Source organism: Pontibaca methylaminivorans (genome assembly GCF_900156525.1).
GTDB classification, from domain to species: Bacteria; Pseudomonadota; Alphaproteobacteria; order Rhodobacterales; family Rhodobacteraceae; genus Pontibaca; species Pontibaca methylaminivorans.
Genome location: NZ_FTPS01000001.1, coordinates 649,823 through 663,572, shown reverse-complemented (window position 1 = coordinate 663,572; position 13,750 = coordinate 649,823). Strand labels below are relative to the sequence as shown.

Sequence of the window (13,750 nt, the reverse complement as noted above, 5' to 3'; positions counted from 1 at the left end):
TTGCCGCCGCCGGCTGTTTCACCTGCGGCGCAGGGCGTGGCGCCGGCGGGCGCGGACAAGGCGGGTATGATCGCTGTGGCGGGTCGCCCCTGCGCCATGCACAATGCCGGTTGCCCGGCCGGTTTTGCCCGCGGCGCTCCGGCCCGCCGGGTGCTGGCTTGCCGTTCCAGCCGATCACAGCGGGACGGGCCCGCGCACCGAGCCGCCCAGGCAGATCCCCCCGCGCCCGGGCCGCGCGCGCCGTTTCCATCCGCAGCGGCTCAGCCGCCGGGGCGGGGGCCGACCCAGGCGATCTGGGGCGCGAAGCGGGGGCGGGTAAAGACGAAGTTCTGCAGCTCTCGGGGGCCGATACCGACCTTGAAGACGGGGGTGTAGGTGTTGCTGGTCTCGACCAGGATGATGCGCTCGCCATCCGACATCAGCGGCAGGCGCCCGGCCATGGTCGCGGCGGTCGTGTTCGTGATCGCCCCCGGAAACCCGCGGGAAGCCGACCAGTCCACATAGTGGCGCCCGGCGTCGTCCTCCCACCGCAGGATCGTGACGCGCAACGCCGTGTCCGAGCCCGAACGCGCCATCAGCGCCAGCAGCCGCTGCATGGAATCGATATAGGTGCTGTCGATACCCGCCGTCTCGCGCGAGATCATGTCGCTGATGGTATAGGCGGCGCGCAGGTTGATCGTGCTCTGGCGGAAGCCGTCGAAAAACACGAAACAGGCGGCGAAGGCCCAGAACAGCATGGGCATGGCCAGGATGAATTCGACCGAGACCGCCGCATCTTCGCCGCGCAGGAAACGGCGCAGGGGCGCGGGCAGAGCGGAGCGGTGGCGGCGGCGCATCATTCCGGCTCCTGCACGAAAGCGGATATGGCGACGAGCGAAAATTTCCCGGCCCCGTCCTTGGTGACGCCGCGGCCCAGCCCGGTCGAGGGAAAGACCGGCGTGATCCGGGCGCAGGCCCGCAGGATCATCATGTCGTTCGGCTGCGTGCGATTTCGAAAGTTGCGCACCGGGCTGACGGGGCGGGACTGGTCGATGCAGTCGGGCCGGGCGGTGATGCCGCTCCAGTTGCGGGGGTCGAGCTGCACCATCTCGAGCCGCAGGCTGTGGTCGCAGTTGTCGATAAACGGCGCGCGCCGGCAGATCGCGGTCTTGACCTCGTCATGCTGCATGACCTGTCCGGTGCCGAGGCGGATGTCGCGCACCGTGAGATCGAGCGCCCGCTCGAGCGTCGAATGGCGCAGGCCGATCATGCCGAGTTCCGCCCCGGCGAGCAGCATCGCCATGATGACGGGAAAGACGATGGTGAATTCCAGCGTCGGATTGCCGCTGTCGTCGCGCAGGAACGCGGCGAGGAAACCGCGCCCCCGCCGCGCGGGCGACTGGCCCGGGAGGATGGCTGGAGGAACGGCCTCCCCGCGCATCAGTTCACCAGTTTCAACTGGTTGATCTGGCGCGCGATGCTTGCAAAGACAGAGGTGATGTCATCGGTGCGCGCGTTGAAGAAATGTGACGGGCTCGAGGCGCACTGGATCATCTCGTTCTGGACCGAGAGCGGGGAATCGAACGCGATGGTATAGACGGTGATGTTGCGCGGCGATGCCTTGGCGAGATTGCACTGGGTCAGGAACTGCGAGAACGCAACGCTGCTGCTGACGGTCTGCCGGGCATCGTTCTGCCGGGACAGCAGGGCCACTGTCGGGTTTTTCGGATCCATCGGATCCTTTGGCCGATACTGGGGATTGATCTGGCCATCGGTCATCAGCACGATGTATTTCGCGGTTTCGGTGTCGTCCCACGCGGCGGGGCGGGCCGCGAATTCGGAAGGGATCATCCCGTCGCCCGCCATCGCGGCGAAGGTGCCCTGTGTCGAGGGGCTCAGCAGGGAAACGGCCCATTTTATCGCGTGCTGCGTGCCGGTTCCGCCATGCAGCCGCATCGTATTGACGAGATGGTTCAGCTTTGCCGCCTCGTTCGAGGCATAGATGATGGCCTTCTCGTCCGAGGGGCACCAGCCCCAGTCGGTGGTTCTCGAGTCCAGATTCCAGTATACGAAATGCGGTGTCTGCTGATAGCTTTGGGCCTTCGGCAGGTCGGGGTGCGTGAAATCGGCTGCCGTCAGCTCCAGGCAGGATGACACGTTGGGGAAACGCCCGTTCGCATCGCCGCCGTTTCGTCGCGAAAGCGGGATGTCTGGATACCGTTGACCGTTCAGATGCGCGAACATCCACGGGCCCGGGTTGGTCTGGCCGCCATAGACGATAAGGTTGATCGAGGTCTTTTCCTTCGCCTCCCCGCGCAACACCGTGTCGATGAAGGCGGCCGCCGCCGGCCGCAGCGCCCCGATCCGGCCGTTCTGGTTCATGGAGCTCGATATGTCGAGCACGAGCGAAATCTCCACGTTCGGGATGCGTTCGAGTGCGGTCGCGGCGGCTGTCGCGGAAAGGGTATCGACACCGCTCAGCCGCATGAACATGGTCGCGATCAGAGCATCCGCTCTGGCGCTGACTTCGCGGAAATTGATGCCCTGCGTCACCTCGATCGACTCCTCGTCGAGATAGTCGAGCAGCCCCGCCTTGTCGAAATAGTCGATGACGACCGCGCGCGGCGGGCGGATCTGATTGAGGTCGGTCGCCGCGAGCACGGCGCGGTCGAGCGTCGATTGCAGGAGACTGCGGTCGCGTTCGAACCGCATCAGGTCGATGCCGATTCCGGCCATCATGAGGATCAGCACGAAGGTATAAAGCGCGAAGATGAACAGTGCCCCGTCTTCCCCCCGGCAAAACCGGCCCAGGATCGGCCCGCCGCCGGCAGCGGTGCGAGGGGGTCTTCTGTTGCCATTGGGGAGCATTGCTGGTCTTTCTCGACAGGGCGGCATCAGAATCGTCTGTTGAAGCGCGGTTTTCTCCGCTGTTGTCTTCATTGCCCGGGAACGCGGCAGGAATCCGGCAAAACTGGTTCCATATTATGCCGCATTATGCCGCGCTCCGGGGCATGAGCCGGGGAACACCCTGCAATGCCGTACGGGGACGAGAAAAAGGGAGCCGCCATGACAGAATCCACCCGCCCGAGTTTTCGCGACAACGTGAACCTGATGTTCACCCGGGCCGCCGCGCTGATGGATCTTTCCCCCGGGTTCGAAGAAAAGATCCGGGTCTGCAACGCGACCTATATCGTGCGTTTCGGCGTCCCGCTCCGGGGCGAGATTCGCACCTTCACCGGCTATCGCTCGGTCCATTCCGAACATATCGAGCCGGTGAAGGGCGGGATCCGCTTTGCCTCGAACGTGCATCAGGAAGAGGTCGAGGCGCTTTCGGCGCTGATGTCCTACAAATGCGCGCTGGCCGGGGTGCCCTTCGGCGGCTCCAAGGGCGGATTGCGCATCGACCCCACGCTGTACAACGAGGACGAGCTCGAGCAGATCACCCGGCGCTTTGCGCGCGAACTGGCCAAGCGCGACCTGATCCATCCGGCCCAGAACGTCGGCGCGCCCGACATGGGCACCAGCGCGCGGGAAATGGCCTGGATCGCCGACCAGTATGCCCGCATGAACCCGACCGAGATCAATGCCCATGCCTGCGTCACCGGCAAGCCGCTGAACGGCGGGGGCATTGCCGGGCGGGTCGAGGCGACCGGGCGGGGCGTGCAATATGCGCTGCGCGAATTCTTCCGCCACGAATCCGACGTGGCCCGGGCCGGGCTCTCGGGCGGGCTCGACGGCAAGCGGATCATCCTCCAGGGGCTCGGCAAGGTCGGCTATCACGCCGGAAAGTTCCTGTCGCAGGAAGACGGGGCCCGGGTGGTCGCCCTGATCGAGCGCGACGGCGCGCTTTCCCATGCGGAGGGGCTCGACATCGACGCGGTGCAGGAGTGGATGCAGCAGCACGGCGGGCTGTCGGGCTTTCCGGGGGCGGAGTTTCACCCCGACGGGGCGGGGATGCTCGAGGAAGACTGCGACATCCTGATTCCGGCGGCGGTCGAGGGGGTCATTCACAAGGGCAATGCGGCCCGCATCCGTGCGCCGCTGATCATCGAGGCCGCGAACGGGCCGGTCACGGCGGCGGCGGACGAGATCCTGCGCGGCAAGGGCGTGGTCATCATTCCCGACATGTATGCGAATGCCGGCGGGGTGACGGTGTCCTATTTCGAATGGGTGAAGAACCTGTCGCGCATCCGCTTCGGCCGGATGGAGCGCCTGCACGAGGCCAACCGGCATCAGTTGCTGGTGGACGAACTCCTGCGCCTTGCCGAGAAAAGCGGCCTCGACTGGAGCTTCTCGCCCGATTTCATCCGCAGCTACCTGAACGGCGCCGATGAGCTTGCGCTGGTGCGTTCGGGGCTCGACGACACCATGCGCGGCGCCTACCAGGCGATGCGCGAACTCTGGCACGGGCGCGAGGACGTTCCCGACCTGCGCACGGCCGGTTACATGCGCGCCATCGGCCGGATCGCCAGCAGCTACCGGATGCGGGGCGGCCATCTGTGATTTCGCAGGTGACGGTCGTCGATACGGTTCTTTTCGCGGCGGATTCGTGCAAGGATCGGCGTCCTGTCCGCCGACCACCCGGGAGATCCGATCTTGATTCGCATCGCTGCCGCCCTTGCTGCCGTCCTTTTCGCCACGCCGCTGGCTGCGCGGGACGTTCCCGACGACTGCACCTATCAGGCGCGGGTGGTCGCGGCGCTCCAGCAGGCCCGCCTTGCCGGGACGAGCGAACCCGACGCGCCGCAGGCCGTGCTCGGGGCGGGGCGCGCCTGGCCGGAGAACTACGATGCCGCAATTCCGCTGGTCGCCCCGTGGGTCTATGAACAGCCGCTCAAGGCCCTGAAACGGGAGGATCTCTCAAAGCTGTGGCTGGACGCCTGCCGCGCCGGCTGAAGGCCGCGACATCGGCCATGCGGGCCGGGCCATGCGGGGGCTTTCCCGCCGGATGGACCAATGCCGGATCGGGCATTATATGACAGATATGAGCCTTCCTTCCGGATTTCTTGACGAGTTGCGCAATCGCTCGAGCCTTGGGCGCATAGCCGGCCGCAAGGTGAGCTGGGACACGCGCAAATCCAACCACGGCAAAGGCGATCTCTGGGCGCCCTGTCCGTTCCATCAGGAAAAGACCGCCAGTTTCCACGTCGATGACCGCAAGGGCTTTTATTACTGCTTCGGTTGCCACGCCAAGGGCGACATCTTTTCCTTCGTCCGGGAAAGCGAGAATGTCGGTTTCATGGAGGCGGTCGAGATCGTCGCCCGCGATGCCGGCATGGAAATGCCCGCCCGTGACCCCGGACAGAAGCAGCAGAGCGACCGGCGCGCGAAACTGGCCGAGGTCATGGAACAGGCGCTGCGCTTTTACCGGATGCAGCTTTCGACCGCAGCCGCCGCGGAGGCGCGGGCCTATCTGGCGCGGCGCGGGCTCGACGGGGCGGCGATCGAGCGGTGGGAGATCGGCTTTGCCCCCGCCGGCTGGCAGGCGCTGCGCGATCACCTGGCCGGCAGCGGCATCCCCGAGGAGATGCTGCTCGAGGCCGGGCTGACCCGTCCCGGGCGGCAGGACTCGCGGTCCTATGACACGTTCCGCAACCGTATCCTGTTTCCGATCCGCGATGCCGGCGGCCGCGCGATCGCCTTTGGCGGCCGTGCCATGGATCCGCAGGACAAGGCGAAATACCTGAATTCGCCCGAGACGCCGCTTTTCGACAAGGGGCGCAGCCTTTACAACCACGGCCCGGCCCGCGCCGCCGCGGGGCAGGGCGCGCCGCTGATCGTGGCCGAGGGCTATATGGATGTGATCGCCCTGTCCGAGGCCGGCTTTCCCGCCGTGGTCGCCCCGCTCGGGACCGCGATCACCGAAAGCCAGTTGCAGCTTCTGTGGCGCATGGCGCCGGAGCCGGTGATCGCGCTCGACGGCGACACGGCCGGGCTGCGGGCGGCGATGCGCCTTGTGGATCTGGCCCTGCCGCTTCTGGAGGCCGGGCAATCGCTGCGCTTTGCGCTCCTGCCCGAAGGGCTTGACCCCGACGATCTGCTGCGCACGCAGGGGCCGGGCGCGATGCAGGCGGCGCTGGAGGGGGCCGTGCCGATGGTGCGGCTGCTCTGGCAGCGCGAGACCGAGGGGCGGGTCTTTGACAGCCCCGAACGGCGGGCGGCGCTCGACAAGGCGCTGCGCGCGCGCATCGCGACGATTCGCGACGCCTCGATCCGCGCCCATTACGGGGCCGAGATCCGCAACCTGCGGCATGAACTGTTCGCACCCCCGCGCAGCACCCGGTCTCGCGGCCGCTGGCCACGCATCCCCACGGCGGCGAGCGCGACGCCGGGGCTGAAGGCGTCGCCGCTCGTGCGTGCCGGCGAGCAGGACCATGAACAGATGCGCGAGGCGGTGATTCTGGCCAGCGCCATCGTCACGCCGCAGGTGGTGCCCGAATTCGAATCGGGTTTCGAGGCCATGGCCTGCCGCGACCCGTATCACGCGGCGCTGCGCGAGATCATCCTCGACCACCATGACGGCGACGATGGCGACGCCCTGCGGAAGAAAATTACCGAACGCCTTGGCGCATCGGCCCTTGAAAACCTCATGTCGCTGCGCCATGTCGCCATCAGTCCCTGTCTGCGCGCCCCGGGCGATCCCGAACTGGCACGCATGATCCTGCGCGAGGAACTGGGAAAGATTCTCGCGCGGCGGGGGCTCGATGCCGAGATTGCGGAGGCGGAGGAGGAGATGGGCGGACTCGCCGACGAGGCGCTGACATGGCGCCTGCGCGAGGCGGCCGAGGCCCGCAACCGGGCGCTGCACAGCCCGCATGAGGATCGAATCGAATACGACACCGGCGAGAATGGCGCGCTGATCAGCCGCGAGGAACGGGGCGCGCTCGAGGCTCTGCTGAAGGAGATCAGCTTTTCAAAGCCGCCGAGATAGGGCTTTGGTTAAGAAATGGTCGCTAAATTGAGTTGGCGAGGGTGACGAATCACCTGTTCCCGTGAATGATTCGCGGGAGGCATACCCCCAGGAACCGGGCAGGAGCATGGAATGGCCGCGAAAGACACCGAAGAACGCACCAATGACGATCAGGAGGCGGAGCTTTCGCTCGACATGAGCCAGGCTGCCGTCAAGAAGATGATCCGCGAGGCCCGCGAGCGGGGATACATCACCTATGATCAGCTGAACCGCGTTCTTCCGCCCGAGCAGGTCGGATCGGAGCAGATCGAGGATGTGATGTCCATGCTCTCGGAGATGGGGATCAACGTCATCGAGGACGAGGAAGCGGCCGACGACTCCGACGAGGCGGAAGACGCTGCCGCCGACGACGACGATCCCGAGGACGAGCTTTCGGGCTCGACCGAGGTCGCCACGACCGACGGCGCCCGCAATATCGCCGTGGCCGGGTCGAGCTCGGAAAAGCTCGACCGGACCGACGACCCGGTGCGCATGTATCTGCGCGAGATGGGAAGTGTCGAACTGCTGTCGCGCGAGGGCGAGATCGCCATCGCCAAGCGGATCGAGGCCGGGCGCAACACCATGATCGCCGGTCTGTGCGAAAGCCCGCTGACCTTTCAGGCCATCACCATCTGGCACAACGAACTGCTCTCCGAGGACATTCTCCTGCGGGACGTGATCGACCTCGAGACGACCTTCGACAGCCAGCTCGAGGACGAGCGCGAAGAGACGGAATCGGTGGTGGACGCGACCAGTGCCGGCAACAGCCGTCCCACGGCCGAGGCGACCCCCGAACTCGATGCCGACGGCAACCCGATCGCCCGTGACGACGACGAGGACGAGGACGAGGACGATCAGGCCAACATGAGCCTTGCGGCGATGGAAGCCGCGCTGCGCCCGCAGGTTCTGGCGATGCTCGAGCGGATCGCGATGGATTATCAGCGGCTCTCGGCGATGCAGGACAGCCGCATCTCGGCGACGCTGAACGAGGACGGATCGTTCAGCGACCGGCAGGAACAGAGCTATCAGACGCTGCGTTCCGAGATCGTGCTCATGGTGAACGGGCTGCATCTGCACAACAACCGCGTCGAGGCGCTGGTGGACCAGCTTTACGGCATCAACAAGCGGGTGATGGCGCTTGACAGTGCCATGGTCCGGCTGGCGGACCAGGCGCGTATCAACCGCCGCGAATTCATCGACGAATACCGCGGCCGCGAACTTGACCCGAACTGGCTGGCCGACATGGCCGGAAAGCCCGGGCGCGGCTGGCAGATGCTGGTCGAGCGCAGCAGCGACAAGATCGACGAGTTGCGCGGCGACATGGCCCAGATCGGCCAGTATGTGGGGCTCGACATTTCCGAGTTCCGCCGCATCGTCGCGCAGGTCCAGAAGGGCGAGAAGGAAGCCCGCCAGGCCAAGAAGGAAATGGTCGAGGCGAACCTGCGGCTGGTGATCTCGATCGCCAAGAAATACACGAACCGCGGCCTGCAGTTCCTTGATCTCATTCAGGAAGGCAACATCGGTCTGATGAAGGCGGTGGACAAGTTCGAATACCGCCGCGGCTACAAGTTCAGCACTTACGCGACCTGGTGGATCCGGCAGGCCATAACGCGGTCGATCGCCGACCAGGCGCGCACGATCCGCATCCCGGTGCACATGATCGAGACGATCAACAAGCTGGTGCGCACGAGCCGCCAGATGCTGCACGAGATCGGCCGCGAACCCACGCCAGAGGAACTGGCCGAAAAGCTGCAGATGCCGCTGGAAAAGGTCCGCAAGGTGATGAAGATTGCCAAGGAGCCGATCAGCCTGGAAACTCCCATCGGGGACGAGGAAGACAGCCAGCTTGGCGATTTCATCGAGGACAAGAACGCCGTGCTGCCGCTGGATTCCGCGATTCAGGAAAACCTGAAGGAAACCACGACGCGGGTTCTGGCATCCCTGACCCCGCGCGAGGAACGTGTGCTGCGCATGCGTTTCGGCATCGGCATGAACACCGATCACACGCTGGAAGAGGTCGGCCAGCAGTTCAGCGTGACCCGCGAGCGCATCCGCCAGATCGAGGCCAAGGCGCTGCGCAAGCTGAAACACCCCTCGCGCTCGCGCCGGTTGCGGTCGTTCCTTGACCGCTGAACGGGGCGCCTGCGACATTTCCGCCTGAAGGCCGCCTGCCGCCGCGGACTTGATGCAAGTCAAGTCCGCATCTCGGGCCGGGTGCTAGCCCGGCCTCATGACGCAAGCCTTTCCGAAAACCGCCGGCGCGCCCGAACCCGGCGCCCGCGCGCCCTGGCGGCCGCCGCTGCCGCTCTTTCTGCTGCAGCCGCTGCTGCGCCGCATCGTGCGCCGTATTGCCGCCCGTCATCCCGAGATGATGGACCGGCTGGGCCCGGTGCAGCGCGCGCGCTTCCTGATCGACCCGAAGGGGCTCCCCTTCACGCTGCTGCTGCGCCCCGACCCCGGGGACCTTCTGTTGCGGGCCTGTCCGCGCCGGACGCCACCACCCCATGATGCGATGATCGCCGGGCGCTTTCTCGACCTTCTGCGGCTGGTCGATGCGGATGAGGACGGGGATGCGCTGTTCTTTTCCCGGGCTCTCGTCATCACCGGCGACACCGAGGCGGTCGTGACGCTGCGCAACGCGCTCGACGACGTGGAGGATTCGATCGCGGCCGAAGTCGCCGAGATGTTCGGCCCGCCGGGGCGCGCCATCCTTGCCACGCTGCGGCGCGTCTCGGACCCCGGACAACCGGAAGCAGACAGGGAGGATTCCGATGCTGCGCCCTGAACTGGTCTGCCCGGCCGGCACCCCGGCCGGCCTGCGCACGGCGGTCGATGCCGGCGCCGATGCGGTCTATTGCGGGTTCCAGAACGCGACCAACGCACGCAATTTTCCGGGGCTGAACTTCACTCCGGCCGAGCTTGAGAAATCGCTTGCCTATGCCCATGAGCGCAGGGCGAAGGTGCTGCTCGCGCTCAACACCTTCCCGCCGGCGGGCAAGTTCGACCTCTGGCGCGAGGCGGCGGATCTGGGTGCGCGGCTCGGGGTCGATGCCTTCATCGTCGCCGATATCGGCGTGGCGGATCATATCGCCCGCAGCCACCCGGACACGCGGCTGCATCTGTCGGTGCAGGCAGCGGCATCGAGCCCCGAGGCGATCCGCTATTACTGCCGGGAATTCGGCGTGAAGCGCGTGGTGCTGCCGCGCATCCTCACCGTGCCCGAAATCCGCGACATAGCGGCCGAGATCCCCTGCGAGATCGAGACCTTCATCTTCGGCAATCACGGGCTCATGGTCGAGGGGCGCTGCAGCCTGACCAATTACGTGACCGGCCTTTCGACCAACATGGACGGCGTCTGTTCACCCGCGGCGGATGTGCATTACGACCGGGGCGCGGACGGCACCATGACGACCCGGCTGGGCGATGTCACGATCGACCGTTTCGGCTGCGACGAGACGGCGGGTTATCCGACCATCTGCAAGGGGCGCTATCACGCGCCGCACCGCGAGGATGGCTATTACGCCTTCGAGGAACCGATCAGCCTCAACCTCGGCCGGATGCTTCCGGGGCTCATCGGCGCGGGGGTGCATGCCTTCAAGATCGAAGGGCGCCAGCGGTCGCGCGCTTATGTGCGCAAGGTGGTCGGCGCCTTCCGCGCGGCGGTGGATCAGGTGCTCGCGGGGCAGGAACCCGCGCTTGCCGATCTCGTAGCCCTGACCGAGGGGCAGAAACAGACCGAAGGCGCGTTCAAGACCAAGAAATGGCGATGACGATGACCAGATCCCTGACATTGGGGCCGATCCCCTTTCATTGGCCGGCCGAGGACAAGCTCGATTTCTATGCCAGTATCGCCGATGAGGCACCGGTGGACACGGTCTATCTGGGCGAGGTGATCTGTTCGAAACGGGCCCCCTTTTTCGAGCGCCACTATGCCGAGGTTGCCGACCGCCTTGAACGCGGCGGCAAGCACGTGGTGTTTTCCTCGCTTGCCGAGGTGATGACCAGGCGCGAACGCCAGATGATGGCCGGGTTCTGCGAGATCGACGAACACGAGATCGAGATCAACAACAACTCCGGCCTGTTCCACATGAACGGGCGGGCGCATCGCATCGGGCCGCTGCTGAATGTCTATAACGCGGAAACTCTGGTCTATCTGGCCGAGCGCGGCGCGACGCATTTCGCCTTGCCGGTGGAACTGCCGCGCAGCTCGGTCGCGCAGTTGGCCGAGGTCGCGGCGCAGCGCGGTGCGGGGATCGAGGTGCAGGTGTTCGGGCGCGCATCGCTCGCCGTGTCGGCGCGTTGCTACCATGCCCGCGCCCATGGCCGCACCAAGGACAACTGCCAGTTCGTCTGCGAGGAAGACCCCGACGGCATGCCGCTCCGCACGCTTGTGGATCAGCCCTTCCTGCGGGTGAACGGCATCCAGACCATGTCCGAAAGCTACGTCAACCTGATCGAGGATCTGGAGGATCTCGCGGCCCATGGCGTGACCCATTACCGCCTCGTGCCGCAGGTGACGGACATGGTGGCGGTGGCGCGCGCCTTTCGCGATGTTCTGGATGGCACGCAGAGCGCTGCGGAGGGGGCGGCGCGGATTGATGCGCTCGGGATCGCGGCGCCGTTTTCCAACGGGTTCTGGTATGCGCGCCCGGGTTTCCAGCGGATTCGCGCGCCGGAATAGCGGCCGCCTGACCAATTCACGGGGCGCGGGCAGCATTTGCCCTGTTCCGGGCGGCTTTTCGCTCTATCCTGAAAGACCGGAGCCACAACAGAGTCGGAAACAGCCCCGTGAAGCGTCTCTCTCCTGCCGTTCTTGGCGCCGCGCTTGCGCTTTGCCTTCCGGTCGCCGCATCGGCCGATTTCGTGGCCCGGCGCGACATGCGGGTCAGCGTGGTGAACGATGCCGTGTTCGAGGTCTACGGCCGCAGTCCCACGTCCTCCGAGCGCTACTGGTGCGGGGCGGCGGATTATGCCCATCGCGTGCTGGGCGCGCCCTGGGGCGCGCGGATCCACGTGGTGCGCGGCCGCGGCCCCGGCGAGAGCGTGAACAAGCGCACGACGGTGCAGTTCACGCTCGACCCCGAAGCGGCGGGGATCGTGCCCGAAGAGGCGCCACTCGTCAGCCTTTCGCTGCGGGTCGGGCGCAGCCAGACGGTGCAGCGCTCGATACAGGATTGCTCTGTCCCCGAAGGGTGGTTCTAGATGCGCGCGCTCGTCGTCATGACCCTTGCCCTCTGCCTTGCCGCGCCGCAGGTTGCGCTGTCCTGGCGGGCGGTGAACCGGCAGGAGGTGTTTCCGCTCGGCAACGGCGTGTTCGAAGTGCTGAGCCGCCCGGGCGCCGGGCCGAGAGAGTTCTGGTGCGCCGCGGCCGATTATGCGCGCCGGGTACTGGACGCGCCGGCGGCGCAGCGCATCTATATCCATCGCGGCATAGGACCAAGCATGACCCGCCCCGATTACAAGGCGGTGCAGTTCGCGTTCCAGCCGCCGGCGGGGGCCGAGACCGACCACGGCTATGCGCTGTCGCTCGATGCGGTCGGGGACAGCCAGCGCACGGCCGCGGCGCGGCAGTTCTGCCATGACCGCGACCGTTTCGACGGCCGTTTCTTTCCCTGACCAGCGGTTCCCGCTCCATGACGATGCAGCAGGCCGAGTTCACGTTCGACACCCAGGGCCCCGGGTTTCATGACGTCACCGCAGAGGTGGCGCGCTGGCTTGGCGGCACCGGCGTGAGTGAGGGGCTGCTCACCCTGTTCCTGCGCCACAGTTCGGCCTCGCTGCTCATTCAGGAGAACGCCGACCCGGATGTGCAGCGCGACCTGCTGGAATTCCTGCGCCGGCTCGTGCCTCATGCCGATCGCCCGGGCATGGACTGGATTCGCCACCGCAGCGAAGGGCCCGACGACATGCCGGCCCATGTCAAGGCGGCCCTGCTGCCGGTCAGCCTCTCGATTCCGGTGAGCGGCGGGCGGATGGCGCTGGGCACCTGGCAGGGCATCTATCTGGTCGAGCACCGCGACGCCCCGCACCGGCGCCGCATCATTGCCCATCTGCTCGGCTGAGCGGAGGGGCGTCATTCGCTCCGGTTCTGGGGCATGAGATAGACTTCGCGGATCGACGCGCGTTCGGGCGCCTCGATCATCTGCATCACCGCCGCCGCCACGTCGGCGGGGTCGAGCTTGCCCGGCGCGCCCTTGTCGAAAAAGGGCGTGTCCACCATGCCCGGCGCCACCACGCCACAGCGCCCGCCCCAGTCGCGCATTTCCTCGGCGAGGTTCCCGGCAAGCCCGTGCACGAACCATTTCGTCGCGCCGTAGACCGATCCCTTCATATGGTTGCGCCCCGCGGAAGAGCCGGTCAGGACCAGCGTGCCCCTGGTCTTGCGCAGCTCGGGCAGGGTGGCATGGGCGGTCAGCAGCAGCCCGAGGATGTTGAGGTCGATCATGCCGCGCCAGTCTCCGGGATCGCCGGTCTCGACACCGGGGGCGTTCGCGCCGCGCCCGGCGTTGGCAAAGGCCGCGTCGAGCGCGCCGAAACGCTCGACCGTGGCGGCAACGGCACGGCGGATTTCGGCCTCCTGCGTGACGTCGCCCGGCAGCGCGAGCGCCGAGGGGCCGATCCGCGCGGCGAGCGCCTCGAGCCGGTCGGCCGAGCGCGCCATCAGCGCGACCTGCCAGCCGGCCCTTGCGGCGGCCTCGGCAGTGGCGGCGCCGATGCCGCTCGACGCGCCGGTGATGAGCAGGGTTCTGGTCATTTTTTACTCCGGGTTTTGGGGCTGTGATCCATGCATCATATGGCACGGCGCGGCTTTCCGGCCACATC

Annotated in this window: 14 protein-coding genes; 10 read left to right on the top strand and 4 right to left on the bottom strand. The window is 66.6% G+C overall.

Annotated elements, in window-relative coordinates; all coding sequences use genetic code 11:
- Window positions 1-260: 260 nt before the first annotated feature.
- Genes B0B01_RS03265 through B0B01_RS03255 form a run of 3 tightly spaced genes read right to left on the bottom strand, consistent with a single transcriptional unit; the run spans window position 261 to window position 2,847 of the window.
- Window positions 261-839 (bottom strand): TadE/TadG family type IV pilus assembly protein, encoded by a 579-nt coding sequence (locus tag B0B01_RS03265; protein ID WP_076647327.1) that lies wholly within the window; start codon window positions 837-839, stop codon window positions 261-263.
- Window positions 836-1,420, bottom strand: a complete 585-nt coding sequence (locus B0B01_RS03260; RefSeq protein ID WP_083946016.1) for a TadE/TadG family type IV pilus assembly protein — start codon at window positions 1,418-1,420, stop codon at window positions 836-838. Before B0B01_RS03260 ends, B0B01_RS03265 begins: the two co-directional genes overlap by 4 nt.
- Window positions 1,420-2,847, bottom strand: coding sequence for a TadE/TadG family type IV pilus assembly protein (locus tag B0B01_RS03255; protein ID WP_076647324.1), 1,428 nt, complete (start codon window positions 2,845-2,847; stop codon window positions 1,420-1,422). The genes B0B01_RS03260 and B0B01_RS03255 overlap by 1 nt, the downstream gene beginning before the upstream one ends.
- A gap of 198 nt (window positions 2,848-3,045) precedes the next feature.
- Between B0B01_RS03255 and B0B01_RS03250 the strand changes: the two genes are divergently transcribed.
- From B0B01_RS03250 to B0B01_RS03205, 10 genes are all read left to right on the top strand, one after another.
- A complete protein-coding gene (locus tag B0B01_RS03250) occupies window positions 3,046-4,482 on the top strand; it encodes a Glu/Leu/Phe/Val family dehydrogenase (protein ID WP_076650027.1) in 1,437 nt (478 codons plus the stop codon).
- A gap of 93 nt (window positions 4,483-4,575) precedes the next feature.
- Window positions 4,576-4,875: a hypothetical protein gene (locus tag B0B01_RS03245; RefSeq protein WP_076647321.1), complete on the top strand. Its 300-nt coding sequence runs from the start codon at window positions 4,576-4,578 to the stop codon at window positions 4,873-4,875.
- 88 nt (window positions 4,876-4,963) lie between these two features.
- On the top strand, window positions 4,964-6,910 hold the full coding sequence (gene dnaG / locus B0B01_RS03240; protein WP_076650026.1) for a DNA primase: 1,947 nt from the start codon (window positions 4,964-4,966) through the stop codon (window positions 6,908-6,910).
- 111 nt (window positions 6,911-7,021) lie between these two features.
- Complete coding sequence (gene rpoD / locus B0B01_RS03235; RefSeq protein ID WP_076647318.1) at window positions 7,022-9,061, top strand: RNA polymerase sigma factor RpoD; 2,040 nt, start codon at window positions 7,022-7,024, stop codon at window positions 9,059-9,061.
- 97 nt (window positions 9,062-9,158) lie between these two features.
- Window positions 9,159-9,713, top strand: coding sequence for a ubiquinone anaerobic biosynthesis accessory factor UbiT (gene ubiT / locus B0B01_RS03230; protein WP_083946012.1), 555 nt, complete (start codon window positions 9,159-9,161; stop codon window positions 9,711-9,713).
- A complete protein-coding gene (ubiU, locus tag B0B01_RS03225; protein ID WP_076647315.1) occupies window positions 9,700-10,698 on the top strand; it encodes a ubiquinone anaerobic biosynthesis protein UbiU in 999 nt (332 codons plus the stop codon). Before ubiT ends, ubiU begins: the two co-directional genes overlap by 14 nt.
- A gap of 2 nt (window positions 10,699-10,700) precedes the next feature.
- Complete coding sequence (gene ubiV / locus B0B01_RS03220; protein WP_234967693.1) at window positions 10,701-11,609, top strand: ubiquinone anaerobic biosynthesis protein UbiV; 909 nt, start codon at window positions 10,701-10,703, stop codon at window positions 11,607-11,609.
- Window positions 11,610-11,716: 107 nt separating this feature from the next.
- Complete coding sequence (locus B0B01_RS03215) at window positions 11,717-12,130, top strand: hypothetical protein (protein WP_076647307.1); 414 nt, start codon at window positions 11,717-11,719, stop codon at window positions 12,128-12,130.
- A complete protein-coding gene (locus B0B01_RS03210) occupies window positions 12,131-12,544 on the top strand; it encodes a hypothetical protein (RefSeq protein ID WP_076647303.1) in 414 nt (137 codons plus the stop codon).
- A 23-nt stretch (window positions 12,545-12,567) separates the two neighbouring features.
- Window positions 12,568-12,990: a secondary thiamine-phosphate synthase enzyme YjbQ gene (locus B0B01_RS03205; RefSeq protein WP_076650024.1), complete on the top strand. Its 423-nt coding sequence runs from the start codon at window positions 12,568-12,570 to the stop codon at window positions 12,988-12,990.
- 11 nt (window positions 12,991-13,001) lie between these two features.
- On the opposite strand, the gene B0B01_RS03200 is transcribed toward B0B01_RS03205, so the two are convergent.
- On the bottom strand, window positions 13,002-13,682 hold the full coding sequence (locus tag B0B01_RS03200; protein WP_076647300.1) for an SDR family oxidoreductase: 681 nt from the start codon (window positions 13,680-13,682) through the stop codon (window positions 13,002-13,004).
- Window positions 13,683-13,750: the final 68 nt, after the last annotated feature.

What these genes read in the sequence shown, in the direction of transcription:
- ubiT (WP_083946012.1), top strand. Translation starts at nt 9,159, where the DNA reads ATGACGCAAGCCTTTCCGAAAACCGCCGGCGCGCCCGAACCCGGCGCC.
- ubiV (WP_234967693.1), top strand. Translation starts at nt 10,701, where the DNA reads ATGACCAGATCCCTGACATTGGGGCCGATCCCCTTTCATTGGCCGGCC.
- B0B01_RS03200 (WP_076647300.1), bottom strand. Translation starts at nt 13,682, where the DNA reads ATGACCAGAACCCTGCTCATCACCGGCGCGTCGAGCGGCATCGGCGCC.
- ubiU (WP_076647315.1), top strand. Translation starts at nt 9,700, where the DNA reads ATGCTGCGCCCTGAACTGGTCTGCCCGGCCGGCACCCCGGCCGGCCTG.
- B0B01_RS03255 (WP_076647324.1), bottom strand. Translation starts at nt 2,847, where the DNA reads ATGCTCCCCAATGGCAACAGAAGACCCCCTCGCACCGCTGCCGGCGGC.
- B0B01_RS03205 (WP_076650024.1), top strand. Translation starts at nt 12,568, where the DNA reads ATGCAGCAGGCCGAGTTCACGTTCGACACCCAGGGCCCCGGGTTTCAT.
- B0B01_RS03265 (WP_076647327.1), bottom strand. Translation starts at nt 839, where the DNA reads ATGATGCGCCGCCGCCACCGCTCCGCTCTGCCCGCGCCCCTGCGCCGT.
- rpoD (WP_076647318.1), top strand. Translation starts at nt 7,022, where the DNA reads ATGGCCGCGAAAGACACCGAAGAACGCACCAATGACGATCAGGAGGCG.
- B0B01_RS03210 (WP_076647303.1), top strand. Translation starts at nt 12,131, where the DNA reads ATGCGCGCGCTCGTCGTCATGACCCTTGCCCTCTGCCTTGCCGCGCCG.
- B0B01_RS03250 (WP_076650027.1), top strand. Translation starts at nt 3,046, where the DNA reads ATGACAGAATCCACCCGCCCGAGTTTTCGCGACAACGTGAACCTGATG.
- B0B01_RS03260 (WP_083946016.1), bottom strand. Translation starts at nt 1,420, where the DNA reads ATGCGCGGGGAGGCCGTTCCTCCAGCCATCCTCCCGGGCCAGTCGCCC.
- dnaG (WP_076650026.1), top strand. Translation starts at nt 4,964, where the DNA reads ATGAGCCTTCCTTCCGGATTTCTTGACGAGTTGCGCAATCGCTCGAGC.